The sequence below is a fragment of the Arthrobacter sp. NPDC093125 genome, assembly GCF_044754225.1.
Classification (GTDB): Bacteria; Actinomycetota; Actinomycetes; order Actinomycetales; family Micrococcaceae; genus Arthrobacter.
This window is the reverse complement of sequence record NZ_JBIVOQ010000010.1, coordinates 39,399-57,006: the sequence shown is the minus strand read 5'-3', so window position 1 is coordinate 57,006 and position 17,608 is coordinate 39,399. Positions and strand designations below refer to the sequence as shown.

17 protein-coding genes are annotated in these 17,608 nt (G+C 66.5%); 16 read left to right on the top strand and 1 reads right to left on the bottom strand.

Going from position 1 to position 17,608, the window contains the following annotated elements; translation table 11 throughout:
- Window positions 1-82 precede the first annotated feature (82 nt).
- From ACIP9X_RS16540 to ACIP9X_RS16520, 5 genes are all read left to right on the top strand, one after another.
- Window positions 83-445, top strand: a complete 363-nt coding sequence (locus tag ACIP9X_RS16540; protein ID WP_400480845.1) for a PadR family transcriptional regulator — start codon at window positions 83-85, stop codon at window positions 443-445.
- Window positions 445-1,794, top strand: a complete 1,350-nt coding sequence (locus tag ACIP9X_RS16535) for a permease prefix domain 1-containing protein (protein WP_400480844.1) — start codon at window positions 445-447, stop codon at window positions 1,792-1,794. The genes ACIP9X_RS16540 and ACIP9X_RS16535 overlap by 1 nt, the downstream gene beginning before the upstream one ends.
- A 355-nt stretch (window positions 1,795-2,149) precedes the next feature.
- A complete protein-coding gene (locus ACIP9X_RS16530; RefSeq protein ID WP_400480843.1) occupies window positions 2,150-2,524 on the top strand; it encodes an alpha/beta hydrolase in 375 nt (124 codons plus the stop codon).
- An 82-nt stretch (window positions 2,525-2,606) separates the two neighbouring features.
- Window positions 2,607-3,125, top strand: a complete 519-nt coding sequence (locus ACIP9X_RS16525; protein ID WP_400480842.1) for a YbaK/EbsC family protein — start codon at window positions 2,607-2,609, stop codon at window positions 3,123-3,125.
- A 30-nt stretch (window positions 3,126-3,155) separates the two neighbouring features.
- Window positions 3,156-4,004, top strand: a complete 849-nt coding sequence (locus tag ACIP9X_RS16520) for a PhzF family phenazine biosynthesis protein (protein ID WP_400480841.1) — start codon at window positions 3,156-3,158, stop codon at window positions 4,002-4,004.
- A gap of 36 nt (window positions 4,005-4,040) precedes the next feature.
- On the opposite strand, the gene ACIP9X_RS16515 is transcribed toward ACIP9X_RS16520, so the two are convergent.
- On the bottom strand, window positions 4,041-4,961 hold the full coding sequence (locus tag ACIP9X_RS16515) for a 2-hydroxyacid dehydrogenase (protein ID WP_400480840.1): 921 nt from the start codon (window positions 4,959-4,961) through the stop codon (window positions 4,041-4,043).
- Window positions 4,962-5,364: 403 nt separating this feature from the next.
- On the opposite strand from ACIP9X_RS16515, the gene ACIP9X_RS16510 reads away from it, so the two are divergent.
- From ACIP9X_RS16510 to bcp, 11 genes are all read left to right on the top strand, one after another.
- A complete protein-coding gene (locus ACIP9X_RS16510; RefSeq protein WP_400480839.1) occupies window positions 5,365-5,610 on the top strand; it encodes a hypothetical protein in 246 nt (81 codons plus the stop codon).
- 179 nt (window positions 5,611-5,789) lie between these two features.
- Window positions 5,790-6,392 carry a thymidylate kinase gene (locus ACIP9X_RS16505; RefSeq protein WP_400480838.1) on the top strand — a complete coding sequence of 201 codons (603 nt, stop codon included), beginning with the start codon at window positions 5,790-5,792 and terminating at the stop codon, window positions 6,390-6,392.
- 276 nt (window positions 6,393-6,668) lie between these two features.
- Window positions 6,669-7,643, top strand: coding sequence for an SRPBCC family protein (locus ACIP9X_RS16500; protein WP_400480837.1), 975 nt, complete (start codon window positions 6,669-6,671; stop codon window positions 7,641-7,643).
- Window positions 7,644-7,788: 145 nt separating this feature from the next.
- Entirely contained in the window at window positions 7,789-9,060 is a 1,272-nt protein-coding gene (locus ACIP9X_RS16495; protein WP_400480836.1) for an aminoglycoside phosphotransferase family protein, read from the top strand.
- Window positions 9,061-9,961: 901 nt separating this feature from the next.
- A complete protein-coding gene (locus ACIP9X_RS16490; protein ID WP_400480835.1) occupies window positions 9,962-10,762 on the top strand; it encodes a hydroxypyruvate isomerase family protein in 801 nt (266 codons plus the stop codon).
- Window positions 10,763-10,858: 96 nt separating this feature from the next.
- Complete coding sequence (locus ACIP9X_RS16485) at window positions 10,859-11,737, top strand: 2-hydroxy-3-oxopropionate reductase (protein ID WP_400480834.1); 879 nt, start codon at window positions 10,859-10,861, stop codon at window positions 11,735-11,737.
- 188 nt (window positions 11,738-11,925) lie between these two features.
- Entirely contained in the window at window positions 11,926-13,704 is a 1,779-nt protein-coding gene (gcl, locus tag ACIP9X_RS16480; RefSeq protein WP_400480833.1) for a glyoxylate carboligase, read from the top strand.
- A 28-nt stretch (window positions 13,705-13,732) separates the two neighbouring features.
- The gene (locus tag ACIP9X_RS16475; RefSeq protein WP_400480832.1) at window positions 13,733-14,944 is read left to right on the top strand and encodes a glycerate kinase; all 1,212 of its coding nucleotides are present in this window, start codon (window positions 13,733-13,735) and stop codon (window positions 14,942-14,944) included.
- Window positions 14,937-16,280: an allantoinase AllB gene (gene allB / locus ACIP9X_RS16470; protein ID WP_400480831.1), complete on the top strand. Its 1,344-nt coding sequence runs from the start codon at window positions 14,937-14,939 to the stop codon at window positions 16,278-16,280. The genes ACIP9X_RS16475 and allB overlap by 8 nt, the downstream gene beginning before the upstream one ends.
- 9 nt (window positions 16,281-16,289) lie before the next feature.
- Window positions 16,290-16,976: a winged helix-turn-helix domain-containing protein gene (locus ACIP9X_RS16465; protein WP_400480830.1), complete on the top strand. Its 687-nt coding sequence runs from the start codon at window positions 16,290-16,292 to the stop codon at window positions 16,974-16,976.
- A gap of 126 nt (window positions 16,977-17,102) precedes the next feature.
- Window positions 17,103-17,582, top strand: a complete 480-nt coding sequence (bcp, locus tag ACIP9X_RS16460) for a thioredoxin-dependent thiol peroxidase (RefSeq protein WP_400480829.1) — start codon at window positions 17,103-17,105, stop codon at window positions 17,580-17,582.
- The last annotated feature ends 26 nt before the right edge of the window (window positions 17,583-17,608 follow it).

The window sequence follows — 17,608 nt, the reverse complement described above, 5'->3', positions numbered from 1 at the left end:
CTGCCGCATCCCGACGAAGACTTTTCCCATACCTAGAGCTACTATGCTTCTATACCCTTTAGATCTAGGTATGGGAGACGCTGTGCGGATTGATAAAGACCTGGTCGCCGCCTCGGCCACCCCGCTTGTGCTGGGCATCCTCTTGGACGGCGACCTGTACGGCTACGCCATACTCAAGCGCGTGAGTGAGCTGTCGGGCGGCGGGATGCAGTGGACCGACGGGATGCTCTACCCGCTGCTGCACCGCCTCGAGCGGCTGGGCTACGTATCGTCCTCGTGGGGTACGTCCGATGCCGGGCGCAGGCGGAAGCATTACGCAATCACGCCAACTGGCCGAGACGCTCTCGCTGAACGGCAGAAGCAGTGGACTGTCGTGGCAGAGGCGCTGCGGCAGGTGTGGCACACCGCCCAGCGGCCCCCAGCCGCGGCCGAGGGGTGGGCGTGATGGAGTCGCACCCTGAGCTGGAGGCCCAGATTGACCGGTGGCGCGGATACGTCCAGCGGAGCCAGGCGATCTCCCCAGCCGACGTGGATGAGCTGGAGGACCATCTGCGAGAGCACATCGCCGACCGGCAGGCGACCGGTCTGGACGACGAGGAAGCCTTCCTCGTCGCCATCAAGCGCATGGGCAACCTCGACGCCGTCTCGCAGGAGTTTGCCCGCGAACACTCCGAGCGGCTGTGGAAGCAGCTCGTCCTGGTGCCCGAGGCTTCAGCGGACGCCAGCACGCCGCCGTGGCGGGAGCTGGCCGTTGTCCTGGCACTCGCCGTGGGTGCGGGTGTAGCAGTCAAGGCTGGCTTGGCGTGGATCGACGACACCGGCGCATTGGTGCGCAACCTGGGCCTGCTCGCCTTCCCGTTCCTGGCTGCATACTTCGTGTGGAAGCGCCGCATCACCGGGCCCGTGGCGGCGACACTCCTGGTCCCATTCGTCGTTCTTGCAGCCGCGCTTAATCTCTACCCGTTCGCCTCAGGCGGTTCCACCGGGATGCTCGCCGCACTTCACGCCCCAGTGGTCCTGTGGCTGCTGGCCGGAGTAGCGTACGTCGGCGGGCGGTGGCGGTCAGACAAGCGGCGCATGGATTTCGTCAGATTTTCCGGCGAGCTCGCGATCTACTACACGCTGCTGGCGCTGGGTGGTGCGGTCCTGATCGCACTCACACTCGCGACCCTCCAACTCGTCGGCACCGATTTCGAGCCAGTGCTGGAAGGCTGGATCCTACCCTTCGCGGTACCTGGAGCGCTGGTGGTCGCCACATGGCTCGTCGAAGCCAAGCAGCATGTCGTGGAAAACATCGCACCCGTCCTCACCCGCGTATTCACGCCCCTGACAGTGGCTATGCTGCTGGTCCTCCTGGCCGGGCTCACTACCGCGGGTGGCTTTGCCGACGTGGACCGCAACCTGCTGATCCTCATGGACGCAATCCTCGTGCTTGTCCTGTGCCTGCTGCTCTACTCCATTTCCGCTCGTGACCCGCTCGCACCTCCCGGGCTCTTCGATGCCCTGCAGTTGGTCCTCGTCATTGCCGCCCTTGCAGTGAACGCCGTGATGCTGGCCGCGATGCTGACCCGTATCGCCGAATTCGGCTACAGCCCCAACAAGATCGCCGCGCTGGGCCTGAACCTTCTACTGCTGGTGCATTTGGCCCGGGCGGCGTGGCTCACCATCGAATTCCTTCGCGGCCGGCGGCCGTTCAACGTGATGGAGCGCTGGCAAACCCGGTACCTGCCGGTCTACGGCGCGTGGGCAATCATCGTTGTCGCTGTCTTCCCGCCCGTATTCGGCTTCAGCTAACTCTTCGCCGACCTGCTGGAGGAATCATGGACTGCTCATGGGGATCGTCGTGGAACGCTCAGCTCTGAGCGCCCGGCCTGGCAACCTAACATCCGGGCAGTTTCCGGATCCAGGCAGGCTGCTGGCATTGGGTGTGGAGCGGGCACGCGACTCGTTGCTCTATGTTCCCGAGGGCCTTCAGCCGGGACAGCAGGCTCCACTCCTCCTGTTTCTTCACGGTGCCGGCGGCGAAGCCACAGGAGCGTCATCCTTACTGCTGCCTCTCGCGGACACCCACAAGCACATTTTGGCCGCTCCGTCCTCCCGCGGGTCTACATGGGACGGCGTCCGGGGAGGATATGGGCCGGACGTTGATGTGATCAACCGCGCCTTGGAGCGGATATTCGAGCTGGTCTCCGTGGATCCTCGGCGTATTGAAGTCGGGGGCTTTTCCGATGGGGCCTCGTACGCCTTGGGCCTCGGCCTGGCCAACGGAGACCTGTTCTCCAAAATCATCGCCTTCTCTCCCGGATTTGTTCCATCCGGGCCGCGGGTTGGTGAGCCTGGCATTTACGTTTCGCACGGCGACGCAGATGCTGTACTGCCGATCAATCGGACGAGCCGGCGACTGGTGCCCGCCTTGAGAGCGGAAGGTTTCGATGTCTGCTACCGGGAGTTTAAGGGCCTGCACACCGTACCGGCCCACATTGCCCAAGAGGCCTTTCAATGGCTCGGCGGAAGGCAAAGCTGAGAGTGCACCCTTTGCATCTGCCCGCTGTGACAGCCACAGCCGGCATCCCCGTTGTACTTTGGAACTGACGAGAGGAATGCCCGTGCCCGACACGATCCTGTTGAACGACGTGGCTGACGCCCTGAAGCTCCACAACGTCCGCTACGAAGTACTCGAATGCTCTCCTGACCTGGCTGACACCGCGGCGTTCTGCGAGCACTATGGCTTCACGCTCGAGGAAGCCGCCAACACCATCCTCGTCTCCTCCAAGAAGGTGGAGCCGCCCAAGTACGCGGTCTGCGTCGTTCTCGGCACCACCCGCCTCGATGTGAACCGCACCGTCCGCAACCTGCTGGACGTCAAGCGCGCCTCCTTCGCCGACGCCGAGACCACCGCCGCACTGACCGGCATGCTGGTGGGCGGGGTCACCGCGGCAGGCATTGGGGGCCTCCCGATTTACGTGGACCGGGCCGTGATGGATGCCAACAGGGTGGTCATGGGCGGCGGGAACCGTTCGAGCAAGATCGTCCTGGCGCCGGCCGAACTCCTCAAGCTGCCCGGCGTCGAGGTGGTGGACCGCCTGGCCTTACCCCGCGAGCCTGCAGACCTGCTGCAGGACTAAAGCCAAGAAAAATTCGAGAGAAAGGCCACCATGGCCGCCGTCGACAGCGAACTTCCTTTCACCCAGGTGGACGTCTTTGCCCCGGGCCCCAAGCCTGGCAACCCGGTCGCCGTCGTGCACGACGCGGACGCCCTGTCCACCGAGCAGATGCAAAGCTTCGCTAACTGGACCAACCTCTCCGAGACCACGTTCCTGCTCAAACCCACCGATCCTGGCGCTGACTACAGGCTTCGGATCTTCACGCCTCGCGCCGAACTGCCGTTCGCGGGCCATCCCACGCTCGGGTCGGCCCACGCCTGGCTCGAGAACGCCGGCAGGCCGCACAACGAGGGGCAACTGGTCCAGGAATGCGGCGCCGGCCTGGTCAGCATCAGGCAGCACGGGCCGGACCTCGCCTTCGCGGCGCCGCCCCTGCGCAGGTCAGGACCGGTGGAACAGGCAGTGCTGGACCAGGCCCTCTCGGGCCTGGGCATCGGCCCCGAACAGGTTCTGGGCAGCAACTGGGTGGACAACGGCCCCGGCTGGCTTGGCATCCGAATGGCCTCGGCCCAGGAGGTGCTGGCCCTCAAACCGGACTTCGCCGCCATGGGCGACCTCCTGGTCGGCGTGATCGGGCCCTTCGGAGGGGACGGGCCCGCTGATTTCGAAGTGCGCGCCTTCGCTCCCGGCGTCGACGTCCCCGAGGATCCGGTAACGGGCAGCGTCAACGCGGGGCTGGCCCAGTGGCTGTTCGCCCAAGGCCAGGTGGACGGCAGCTACACGGTCAGGCAAGGAACGGTGCTGGGCCGCGGCGGGCAGCTCAACATCGCCCGCGAAGGCGACATTATCTGGGTAGGCGGAGCCTCCCGCACCGTCATCCGCGGCCGGGTTTCGTTCTAAGCCCGCCGCTCTGCGAGGGCAAGTCAGCCACCCAGGTCAGCTGCCCAGCACCACATTCGCCGGCGGCTCCCCCGCCAGCATGAGATCGATCTGCCGCTGCAGCAGCCGGCCCATCCGCGGGCGCATTGCCGAGCTCGCCCCGCCCACGTGCGGGGTAATGATGACGCCGGGCGCCGACCACAGCGGGTGGTCCCGGGGCAGCGGCTCCGGGTCCGTCACGTCCAAAGCGGCGCGGATCCTGCCCGAGGCCGTGTGCCGGACCAGGGCTTCCGTGTCCGCCACCGGCCCGCGGGCCACATTGACCAGCAGCGCGCCGTCGGGCATGGCCGAAAGGAAAGCGTCGTCGATGAGGTGCCGCGTGGCGTCGCTGAGCGGAACGCCCACCACCACGATGTCATGCTCCGGCAGCAGCGCGGGCAGCTCGTCAATGCCGTGGATGGCGCCGCTGGCGTCCGAACGGGCCCGGCTAGCCACCCTCGCGACGCTGGTTTCGAACGGGATGAGCCGCTGCTCGATCGCCTTGCCCACACCTCCGTAGCCCACAATCAGGACCCGGCGGTCCGCGAGGCTGGCCGTAGGCTTCGTTTCCCAGAAGCCTTCCTGCTGGTTGCGCATGAGGCGCGGGAACTCCCGCTGGCTCGCCAGCATCATGGCCAGGACGAGTTCGGCTGTGGAGGTTTCATGCACGCCCGCCGCATTCGCGAACACCCTGCCCGCGGGCAGTGACTCCGCCACACCGTCGTACCCAATCGACTGGCTCTGCACCAGGGCGGTTTCGACGGCATCGAGCTTCCGCAGCACTTTCGGCCCGCTCATGTAGGGCGGAACCACGATATCGAGTTTCGGCTGTGGCGGCTCGCCCGCGAAGTCCCACTCAAGCACCGTGACGTCATCGTGCGGCTTCAGGTATTCACGCAACGCTGCGTCCGGCAAGCTCACGGTTATCTTCCGGGTCATGGGTCTCCAACAGCTCCGTCGGCTCGGGGCGGGTTTCACACGAGAGGCGGCCCGCCGCTGTGTTCGTGGTGCCAGCCTAGCGCCAGATCAAGGGACTGCCGGCCTCCGACGTGAGGTCTCACACCTTATTTTGATCCACTCAAAATAATCGCTAGAATTGATGGCAGGCCATCGAAGCCCTTTGTCCCTCTCTGACGTGGACGCGCTTCCGAAAAACCGCCCCCACCGTCACAGCCCCGGTCCGGGCAGCAGCCATGCTCCCTTTACTCACCGGGATGCCGCACGACCGGAATCTCAGCAGTTCACCACCGCCAGCAGCCGTAAAGCGGAAGATGCCGGCAACCGCCAAGCACTCAAACGGGCACGGCCGCACCCACCCGCGAACAACCATCAGGAGAACACCATGACCCTGCAGACCGAACGCCCCGCCATCCGCGAGGCCACCACATCATTCACGACCAAGGCACCGCGCGGCGGCAGCTACGTCACAGTGCCCGGCAACCGGCACGACGCGCCCCGCACCGAGGGAACCTATGTCTCGCTGCCCGGCGGACTCTCCGGCAACGGCGAAAAAGTCCGCGGCCGTTACGTGACGCTCCATACCGCGCCCTTGGACGAGACCGAAGGCAGCTACACGCGCCGCGGCTAGGTCGCGTCCCCAGCGGGATTGACCGGGGACGACGGCGGCACCCAAGTGCCGCCGTCGTCCTCCTTTTCGCATTTCCAGCTTTTCTCCAGCGGGGCCGCGTAGGCTCGAATGGCACCGCCACAAACCGACGATCCCCGGATGCCCGCGGGAAGAGCAAATGGAAACGGAAGGAGGACAACGTGCTGATTGTGCTGGCAGGCATCGACGGCTCCGGCAAGAGCACCGCCGCCAAGGCGCTGGTTACGTCGGTCCTCGCAGAGGGCAAGAATGCGCTGCTACTGAGCAATTACGCCGGCCGGCGCCGGATGTCGCTGCTCGCCGCCCGGTTCGGCGTGCACCTTCCGGCACGGCTGGCCGACGCCGTAGAAACCACCCTCCGGGTTGCCAACGTCCTGATCTCCCACGTCCGCGCCCGCAGCTTCCATGGTCTGACCGTGATGGACCGTCACCTCGACTGCCAGTTGGCGCTGCGGGAAGCCCGGGGTCTGCCGCGCGGGCGCCTGCTCCCCTGGCTCCTTCGAAAGCTGCCGGCTCCGGACCTCATGATCTACCTCGACATCGACCCTCAGCAGGCCCATGACCGAATCGTGGCCCGCGGAACGGACGAGGAGTCTTTGGCCGACCTCACTGCGCTGCGGGATGCGTACTACTCCCTTCCCAGGTTCGCGGGCTTCACGGTTCTCGATGCCGGCGCGCCGGAGTACGAGGTCCTCGCGGGGCTGAAACGGGCCATCGCCGCAGCGGAAGAAGCCTCCCTCAGCGCCGCCAGGCTCAAGGTTTAATCAAGAAGTCACGCCGGAGTCCTACTTCGCTTCCGCCCCGCTGTACATTGAATTCGAGCTCTCCGGTTTCCCCCAGATGCGGAGCGCCAGGGAGCCCCCGCGCTTTGAGCCTCAGACTCGCGCGGGGGCTCCATTCACTTCCCTTCCCTCAGCTCTCCGGCCATGATTGCGGTTTTTGCTCTGGCCATTCGACGGCACAACCCGATATGGTAAGCATGCTGACGAACTGAGTTTTAGTTCGCCATTGCCTGTTCAAACGTCGACGAAGGAGACACTGTGAGCACGAGGGTAGAAAAACGAATTCTGGTCAACGTACCGGTAAGCACGGCCTACAACCAGTGGACGCAGTTCGAAGACTTTCCGCACTTCATGGGCGGAGTGAAGAGTGTGACGCAGCTCAGCGACGACCGCCTGGAATGGGTCGCCGAGATCGCCGGCGTCAAGCGGAAGTGGGAAGCCAAAGTCCTGGAGCAGGTCCCCGACCGCAAGGTTGCCTGGGCCGCCACGGAGGGCGCCACCAACGCCGGATCGGTTGAGTTTGAAGATGTGGGCGGCGGGCAGACGTCCGTCAAGCTCTTCATCGACTACGAGCCCGAGGGCATCGTGGAGAAGGTGGGCGACAAGCTCAATATCGTGGAGCGCCAGGCCGAGTCCGACCTGCAGAAGTTCAAAGAATTCATCGAGGACGCAGGGTACGCCAGCGGCGCGTGGCGCGGTTCCGTCAACGAAGGTGCCGCGGTGGGCACGCCCGGCGTAGAACAAGCGGCGGCGTCGCGCGGAGACAGCGGCAAGGCCGGCGTCTCCGGCAAGCTGGCCGCAGGAGTCGGGGTGGCCGCAGCTGCTGCCGCCGGGGCCGCCATGGCTGCGGGCCGCAGCGGCTCCGACACGGACACCACCGTGCCGGTCGCGGCAGACACCGCAACGCCGGCTGTCACCCCCACCTATACAGACACGACTTACACGGACGCGACCTACACGGACACGACGGACACCACCGGCACTGTCGGAACCACCGGCACCCTTGGTGCCACCGGCGCGGCCGGCACCACCGGGGCAGTTGCCGGCGGTTCGGCTCTGTCGGACGACGCCATCGCCCACCCCTTCGACCAGACCAACGGCCTGATCGACGACGAGGGCGACTCGGACGAAACCGCGGCCAGCGACACGCTGAGCGAGGCTGACCGTGACGAGGCTGCCGACCGCGGCCCCGGCACCCTTCCGCCCACGGGCGGAACGCTGGGTCAGCACTAGCGGCACCCAATCCTAGAGGACGACGGCGGAACTTCCCGCCGTCGTCCTCTTGCTTTCCGTCTCCCCGGACTCCTTAATGGTTCTCACTTGACGGTCTTCCGTTGAGCGCTGGCAACCATCAGTCCTCTCGGAAGGCGTGAAGCCCATGACAGCAGCGTCCCGGCCCAAGCACGCCGACCGGTCCCTTGCCAGCCGTGACGCCGCACTGCCGGGCCTGCCCTACCTGCTGGACAACCAACGCCTGTCCGATCTGCTTGGCGAGCCCGTCCACGTCACGCGGATCCGGTACAAACCGCGCACCTCGTTGCTGGTGGCCTTCCGCCGGACGCGCAACGGAAGCTTTGACTACGGCTGGGCCATGACCAAGGCATCGGCCGGCAAACTCCTCAGGCGCGAGGAGGCCTCCAGGCTGCGCGGCGGGGACGTCCGCATCCTGCATCCGAACCCCAAGTCGCCGGAGACGCTCGTGGCCGTGGGCGGAGTGGAGGACGACTGGGGTCTACAGGAGAACCTCACCTGGCTCCGGGAGCATGGCCTTGAGCGGCTAGGCCTGCACCGTCCGGCCGGGGCGGGCCTGCTCGGCGGCTCCACCGCGGTGCTGCGCTACAAGCCGGGGCGCTGCCTGGTCCTTCTCCTGCAGAACGGCGGGGCGCCGCTTGTGGTCAAAACTGCCGCCAAACCGCACGACGCCGCGCGGCAGGAATTCCACGAACTCCTGCAGGTGAACGGCGTGCCCATCCTGCCCCAATTGGGAGACGACGAGTGCGGCCGCCATGGAATCACGGCCTCTGCTGCATGGGGCGGAGGCGACTGGCCGGGCCTGGAGGAGGGCAGTGGGGCGGAGCGGGCCGGCCATGCCCTGGCACGCGTCCACGGCATTCCCGTTTATTCGGGTTCCGGAAGCTCGCACCCTCCGCTTTTTGATCCGGCCGGTCGCCTCGCCGAAACACGCTCCATGGTCGCCTGGCTGCACCCGGAGCTGGAGAAACCGGCACGCCGGCTCGAGAAGGCGCTGAGGCGGCTACTCGCGGAGCGGAAGTCCCGGGAGGTGCTGGTTCACGGCAATTTCTCCCCGGAACAGGTGCTCGTGAAGGCGTCCGAGGTGCGGATCCTCGATTTTGACCAAGCGCGGACCGGAGACCCTGAGGCCGACCTGGGGTCCTTTGCTGCAGCGGAGGAAGCAGGGAACCGCGGCCCCGGCGCGTCCCCTGACGGTTGCGCCGGCGGATCGGCCACCGCTTCCCTGTCTGAAGGGTACGCATCAGCCGGTGGGCGCTTCACGCATGCCGCCGTGAATGCGTGGGCGGCCTTCCACCTGTTCACGGACTGCGTGGAGCCCTTCTACGACCGGTCGCCGGACTGGGCCGCCAGCATGGACTGGCATCTGCGCAGGGCCGGCGAGCTGCTTTCCTCCTGACTCCTAACCGGTTGCTGGAACGGGCTCCGTCGCTGCAACAGCAATCAGACACAACAGCGGTCATCCAGGTGCTTCGCTGCGCCTGAATGACCGCTGCTTCAGTTCTTGCGTTGTTGGCCCCTAGAGTGCCGGGTCGGGTGATCCAGAGGTCTTGTTTTGGGTTTGCATGAGGTGCAGCTGCAGTTTCGCCTCTGCTTCCCGCCGGCGCCGAGCCTGCTCGCGCAACTTCCGCGTAGCCTCGGAGCCTTCGGGATGGAATATTCCGGCCGTTCGACTTCGGGTGGCGCCACCGCCGGTGGGTGTCGCCGCCATCATCTCTTCGCTCATGCCCGCAATCGTCACACGCAGATATCGGGGGCGGGAAGGGCTGCGGCAGCAGCGTGACCGGATCGGAATCTTGGCACGCTTCACCGGTGGTTCATTAACCGGACTGACAAAGGGATTCTTGGCCGCATTGAGCGGGATTCATAAGGGCCGGCGGCGTTTTGGGAAGGCGCCCCGGGCTGATAACGGCTCTCCGGGGCTCGGCCGTCGGCCCCACGTTCATTTTACGAGCCAGGGGCGTTCTCTAACAGTGCGATTTCCGTATCCCGCCCCCGCCGACGCCCGCCCTGCACGGGATCCTGGGCTGATCCAGCCAAATCTGCACCACTTTAGCCAGCTGCGGCTTAAGGACGCGCCGGAAAACCAAGGGCATGCGAGGCCAAGGTTCGTGAAAGGGGTGCAAATATGCACGGTCCGCCTGCCCGCGACCTGCACTTCGGCCCCTCCCCCTTGACTCCCGCGCCACCCTTTACCTACACTTTTCATAAAGCAGAATCTAAATTCCACAAAGCGGAAACGGTAAAGATGCCGAGGAAGCAGGGAAGATAGATCAAAGCCCTCCCCGGAAGGACCTACGATGACGTACACAGTGAACTGCTCCATCCTGCTGACGGAACTGCCGCTCCTGGAACGCCCCGCGGCGGCCAAGGCTGCCGGCTTCGACGCCGTCGAATTCTGGTGGCCGTTCGAGAACTCCGTCCCTTCCGACACCGAGACCACTGAGTTCGAGAACGCCGTCAAGAACGCCGGTGTCCAGCTCACGGGCCTGAACTTCAACGCCGGCAACATGCCCGGCGGCGACCGCGGCCTGGTCTCCTGGCCCGCCCGCTCCACTGAATTCCAGGACAACATCGACGTGGTGGCCGGCATCGGCGAGCGCCTCGGCTGCAAGGCCTTCAACGCCCTCTACGGAAACCGGGTCGACGGCGAATCGGCTGAGAAGCAGGATGCCATCGGCGCTGAAAACCTGGCCGCCGCGGCCGCCGGCGTCGCCCGGATCGGCGGAACGGTCCTCCTCGAACCGGTCAGCGGCGCCCCCAAGTACCCGCTCCTCACGGCCGAAGACGCACTCAAGGTGATCGCCCGCGTCAAGGCGGAGTCCGGCGCCAAGAACATCAAGCTGCTCGCGGACTTCTACCACCTGGCCGTCAACGGAGACGACGTCGAATCCGTCATCGAGAACCACGCCAAGGACTTCGGCCACATCCAGATCGCCGACAACCCCGGCCGCGGGGCTCCCGGAACCGGAGAGCTTCCCCTCGGCGAATGGATCGCCCGCAGCCGCGAACTCGGCTACGACGGGTACATCGGCCTCGAATACAAGGAACCCGCAGAAACGGCCTTCAGCTGGGCCATCCGGGAACACGCCTCCCGCTAGTCCCCACCCGCTCCCCAACCTCGCAAGCTCGGCCGGGGACCCCTGCGGGCGTGGGCCCACCGCCGCACTACCAAAGACTTCAGTAAAGGAACCATCATGAGCAACGTTGCAGTCATCGGACTCGGAATTATGGGCCTGCCCATGGCCATCAACCTCGTCAAGGCCGGGCACACCGTCACCGGCTTCAACCGCAGCCAGGACAAGATCGACAAGCTCGTCTCCGAAGGCGGCCAGGGCGCCACGAGCATCGCCGACGCAGTCAAGGATGCCGACGTCGTCATCACCATGGTGCCGGACTCCCCCGACGTCGAGGGCGTCGTCAGCGGTCCCGACGGTGTCTTCGCCAATGCGAAGAAGAGCACCCTCTGGATCGATGCGTCCAGTATCCGTCCCGATGTCGCCAAGCGCCTGGCCGACGACGCCAAGGCCGCCGGCATCCGTCCCCTTGACGCCCCGGTCTCCGGCGGCGAACAGGGCGCTATCGACGCCGTCCTTTCGATCATGGTCGGCGGCGAGGCGGCGGACTTCGAGGCAGCCCAGGAAATCCTGAACGCCGTCGGCAAGACCATCGTCCACGTCGGCCCCTCCGGCTCCGGCCAGACCGTCAAGGCGGCAAACCAGCTGATCGTCGCCGTCAACATAGAAGTCCTGTCAGAGGCAGTGGTCTTCCTCGAGGCCTACGGCGTGGACACCGACGCCGCCCTCAAGGTCCTCGGCGGCGGCCTGGCCGGTTCCAAGGTCCTCGACCAGAAGGGCCAGAAGATGCTCGACCGCAACTTCGACCCCGGCTTCCGCCTCGCCCTGCACCACAAGGACCTCGGCATCGTCACCTCCGCCGCCCGCGAAGCCAGCGTCTCCATCCCGCTCGGCGCCGTCGTCGCCCAGCTCGTCGCCGCCACGGTCAACCAGGGCGACGGCGGCCTGGACCACTCGGGACTCTTCAAGCAGGTCCTGCAGCTCTCCGGCCGAAAGTAGGAAAAGGCCAGGAGTAGCAGCCCACCTCCCCCCGGAGTTTTTGTCCAGATAATCGGCCCTAAAGACCCTCCAGCGGCCATTATCTGGACAAAAACTCCCATCAACAGCAGGACTGGAGCACCGCCGTCGTACGTAAACGACGGCGGCTCCCCTCAGCACACCCAAAAACAGACTTTTAGGAGCACACCATGACGAAGATGCGCACCGTTGACGCAGCCGTCGCCATCCTGGAAAAGGAGGGCGCCACGGAGGCGTTCGGCCTGCCCGGCGCGGCAATCAACCCCTTCTACTCGGCCATGCGGGCCCACGGCGGCATCCGCCACACACTGGCCCGCCACGTTGAAGGCGCCAGCCACATGGCCGACGGCTACAGCCGTGCCGCGGACGGCAACATCGGCATCTGCGTCGGCACGTCCGGCCCCGCCGGTACCGACATGATCACCGGCCTGTACGCCGCGTGGGCGGATTCCATCCCCATGCTCTGCATCACCGGCCAGGCCCCGGTGGCCAAGCTGCACAAGGAAGACTTCCAGGCTGTGGACATCGAGTCCATCGCCAAGCCGGTCACCAAGATGGCCATGACCATCCTCGAGCCCGGCCAGGTTCCCGGCGCGTTCCAGAAGGCCTTTCAGCTGATGCGCTCCGGCCGCCCCGGCCCGGTGCTGCTGGACCTGCCCATCGACGTTCAGATGGCCGAGATCGAGTTCGACATCGACACCTACGAGCCGCTGCCCATCGAGAAGCCCAAGGCCAGCCGCAAGCAGCTGGAAAAGGCCCTGGACATGCTGACCTCCGCCACGCACCCGCTGATCGTGGCCGGCGGCGGCATCATCAACGCCGGCGCGTCCGCACAGCTGGTGGAACTGGCGGAAACCCTGAACATCCCGGTCATCCCCACCCTGATGGGCTGGGGCACCATCGCCGATGACCACCCGCTGATGGCCGGCATGGTGGGCCTGCAGACCTCTCACCGCTACGGCAACGAGAACTACCTGCAGAGCGACTTCGTGATCGGGATCGGCAACCGCTGGGCCAACCGCCACACCGGCGGCTTGGAAACCTACACGGCCGGTCGCAAATTCGTGCATATCGACATCGAGCCCACCCAAATCGGCCGTGTGTTCTCACCGGACCTGGGCATCGCGTCCGACGCCGGCGCAGCGCTGGACGGCCTGCTGGAACTGGCCCGCGAGCGCCGCGAGGCCGGGACGCTGCCGGACTACTCCGCCTGGGTGGCCGAGTGCGCCGCCCGCAAGGCGTCACTGCACCGCAAGACGCACTTCGACAACATCCCCATCAAGCCGCAGCGCGTGTACGAGGAGATGAACCGGGCCTTCGGCAGGGACACCACCTACGTGTCCACGATCGGCCTGTCCCAGATCGCGGGCGCCCAGATGCTGCACGTTTTCGGCCCCCGCAAGTGGATCAACGCCGGCCAGGCCGGCCCGCTGGGTTGGACTGCCCCCGCCGCCCTGGGCGTGGTGCGCGGCAAGCCGGACGAGACCGTGGTGGCCCTGTCCGGAGACTACGACTTCCAGTTCATGATCGAGGAGCTGGCCGTGGGTGCGCAGTTCAACCTGCCCTACATCCACGTGGTGGTGAACAACTCGTACCTGGGCCTGATCCGCCAGTCGCAGCGCGGCTTCAAGATGGAACAGAACGTGTCCCTGGCGTTCGAAAACATCAACAGCCCCGAAACAAATGGCTACGGCGTGGACCACATCAAGGTCGTCGAAGGCCTGGGCTGCAAGGCCATCCGCGTGGAGGACCCCAACGACATGGGCTCCGCCTTCGACAAGGCCAAGGCCCTGGCCGGCGAATTCCAGGTTCCCGTGGTGGTTGAGGTGATCCTGGAGAAGGTCACCAACATCTCCATGGGCACGGAGATCAACGCGATCAACGAGTTCGAGGAGCTGGCCGAAACCAGCGACGACGCGCCCACCGCAATCCTCGCCCTGCAGCCGTAATTCCGCGCCAGAAAGAACAGGCACCACGATGCACATTGTGATCGCGCCGGACAAGTTCAAGGGCTCACTCTCCGCCCCGGAGGTGGCCCGGCACCTGGAGAAAGGGCTTGCAAAAGCGTGGACGGCGTCAGCCCCGTCCTCTGCTTTGGAGGTGCTGCGTATTCCCGTGGCCGACGGCGGCGAAGGCACTCTCGATGCGGCCGTCGGTTCGGGCTTCACCAGGCGGAGCGCCCTAGTCAGCGGCCCTACCGGGCAGCCGCTGACGGCGGACTTCGCAGTCCGCGGGCGGGAGGCGGTCATCGAAATGGCGGCCGCCTCCGGCCTGGCGGCCCTGCCCGGCGGGCGGCCGGATTCCGCCACCGCCCGGACCTCCAGCAGCCTGGGCACCGGGGAACTCATCCGGGCAGCGCTCGACGCCGGGTGCCGCCAGATCGTCCTGGGAGTCGGCGGAAGCGCCAACACCGACGGCGGCGCCGGGCTCCTGCAGGGACTCGGCGCCAGGCTGCTCGACTCCGAAGGCAACGACCTGCCTCCGGGCGGCGCGGCCCTCGCCCGCCTGGCCTCGATAGACCTCGCCAACTTCGACACGCGGCTGGACGAAGCCGAGTTCCTTCTCGCCAGCGACGTGGACAACCCAATGTTGGGCGACCAGGGAGCGGCGGCGATCTTCGGCCCGCAGAAGGGCGCTTCGGCAGAGGATGTCGCAGCACTGGACAGTGCACTGGACACTTTCGTGCAGGTGCTCGCCGAGGAGATCGGGCCCCGGGCACTGAAGGCCGCGGACGCTCCCGGTGCCGGCGCCGCCGGCGGCGTAGGCTACGCAGCCATCGCGGTACTGGCCGCAACACGCAGGCCGGGCATCGACGTCGTTCTCGAATTCACGGAACTGGCGGAACGGCTGGCCGGCGCCGATCTGGTGATCACGGGCGAGGGCAGCCTGGACGAACAGAGCCTGCTGGGCAAGACGCCCATGGGTGTGGCACGTGCGGCCCGGACTGCCGGCGTGCCGGTGGTCGCCGTCTGCGGCCGCACCACCCTGACCGCAGCACAGCAACAGCAATCAGGCTTCCGGCAGGTCTACCCCCTGACCGCGCTGGAGGCCAAGGTAGAAGTATGTATAGCCCAAGCAGGACCGCTGCTTGAACAATTGGGACAGCACATCGGCGCCGGGCTGGCGGGCCTCACCGCAGGCACCGGCCCGGCATCCAGCCCACGCACAAAGGAGCCCCTGAATGTCTGAAGAACAGTTTGACCTGGTCATCCGGGGCCAGCGCATCCTCACCACCGCCGGCATCGCGCCGCGTGAAGTGGGCGTGCGCGGCGGCAAGATCGTCGCCCTCGAGCCCCTCGGCAACGGCCTCTCCGGCCGTGAAGTTGTTGAACTCGCCGACGACGAGACCCTCATCCCCGGCCTGGTGGACACCCATGTCCACGTCAACGAGCCCGGCCGCACCGAATGGGAGGGCTTCGCCTCCGCCACCCGCGCCGCGGCCGCCGGCGGTGTCACCACCATTATCGACATGCCGCTGAACTCGATCCCGCCCACCACCACGGTCGAAGGCCTCAAGCTCAAGCGCGAAGTGGCCGAGGACCAGGCGTTTGTGGACGTCGGATTCTGGGGCGGCGCCGTTCCCGGCAACAAGGCCGACCTGCGCCCGCTCCACGACGAGGGCGTGTTCGGCTTCAAGTGCTTCCTGCTGCACTCCGGGGTGGACGAATTTCCGCACCTCGAAGCGGACGAGATGGAGGAGGACATGCGCGAGCTGAAGTCCTTCGACTCCCTCATGATCGTCCACGCCGAAGATTCGCACGCGATCGACCACGCACCCCACCCCGGCGGAGACAAGTACGCCACGTTCCTCGCCTCCCGCCCGCGCGGCGCCGAGAACAAGGCCATCGCCGAGGTCATCGAGCGCGCCCGCTGGACCGGCGCGCGCGCGCACATCCTCCACCTGTCCTCCTCGGACGCGCTGCCGATGATCGCCTCCGCCAAGCGCGACGGCGTCCACCTCACCGTGGAGACGTGCCCGCACTACCTCACGCTGATGGCGGAGGAAATCCCCAACGGCGCCACGGCGTACAAGTGCTGCCCGCCCATCCGCGAGGCGTCCAACCGGGAGCTGCTGTGGCAGGGCCTGCAGGACGGCACCATCGACTGCATCGTCTCGGACCACTCCCCCTCGACGCTTGACCTGAAGGACCTCGAAAACGGCGACTTCGCGGTCGCCTGGGGCGGTGTCTCCTCGCTGCAGCTGGGCCTGTCGCTGATCTGGACCGAAGCCCGGCACCGCGGCATCCCGCTGGAGCAGGTTGTCTCATGGATGGCCGAGAAGCCCGCAGCCCTCGCCCGGCTCACCAACAAGGGCCAGCTCGCCCTCGGGTACGACGCCGACTTCTCCGTCTTCGCGCCGGACGAGGCCTTCGTGGTGGACGTCTCCAAGCTCAAGCACAAGAACCCCATCACCCCCTACGACGGCAAGGCGCTCTCCGGCGTCGTCCGCCGGACCTACCTTCGCGGCAGCGTGGTGAACGGCCAGACCCCCGGCGGCAAACTGATCCGCCGCGGCGGCATCTAACCCACCGCCATGGCTGTCCATGCCCATACGCCCGCGCCGAGGACGCGGTGCGCTCCGGCGCTGAAGGCACGGGGGCTGGCCGTCTGGGTCTCGGTCGGGGCGGAGCAGGACATTGACGAAGCCGTACTGGCCCGCGCCGCCGAACTCGTGCTGGCCCGCGCCCTGAAGATCGCTCCGGAGGCGGAAGTCCACTGGCCTGCCGCCGGAGCCGCAACGTCCGACGTCGGGACCTCCCCCGCCGGTACGCCCCCTGGGGAGGGGGCACCGGCCGGGCCCGACGGCGGCACTCCCGCGCCGCCGTCGTCCTCTCCGGAGGACTCCCCGCACACGGACGACGGCGGCACCTCCCACCTTCCGCCGTCCCCGGGCCCCGTCAGCCGGGTCGCCGTGGACCTCGCCAGAGGCGAGGTCCTGCTGGACGGTAAAGCAGTGACACTTACCGGCGTCGAATTCACTCTCCTGCGCTACCTCGTGGAGAATTGTTCACGCACCATCAGCCGGGAGGAACTGCAGCGGTTCCTGGAGCGGTTCGACAATCCCGGCGCTGCACCCCGCTCGATTGACGTCTATGTGGGGCGCGTGCGGCGAAAGCTGCTGGGCGGCCGGCACGCGATCGCCACCGTCCGCGGCGGCGGCTACCGCTTCGTTCCCGGTCCCGCCGCAACTGTCCGCGGCCCGGCGGAATACACCATCTGACCGGGCTGTTAACCACTCCAGCGCTGCTGTCCCGCCGGCTTTGTTATTTGCACAGCTTGCACTTGCTTGTAGTACCTGGCTTGTTATGCCTTGCTTGTATTGCCCGATCCATCCGAAGGAACTGCCATGAGCACCTACCTGACCACGAAGCTCCAGCCCGGAACCCAGGCGCCGGAGTTCATTCTGCCGGACGCCGAGGGCAAGCAGACTTCGCTGGCCGACTACCGCGGCAAGAACGTCATCGTCTACTTCTACCCCGAGGCCGCCACCCCCGGCTGCACCACCGAAGCCTGCGACTTCCGCGACAACCTGGCCAGCCTGCAGGGCTCCGGCTACGAGGTCCTCGGAGTCTCCCCCGACGCTCCGGAAAAGCTGGCCAACTTCACCGGCGACTTCGGCCTCACCTTCCCGCTGCTCGCCGACGAGGACCACTCTGTCGCTCTGGCCTACGGTGCCTGGGGCGAGAAGCTGGTCGACGGCGAAGTCCGCGAAGGCATCGTCCGCTCCACGGTTGTCCTGGACCCCGAGGGCAAGGTCAAGCTCGCCCAGTACCAAGTCAAGGCCCAGGGCCACGTGGCCGCGCTGAAGGAAACCCTCGGCCTCTAACCCCAACGCTCCCTCACCTTTCGCAA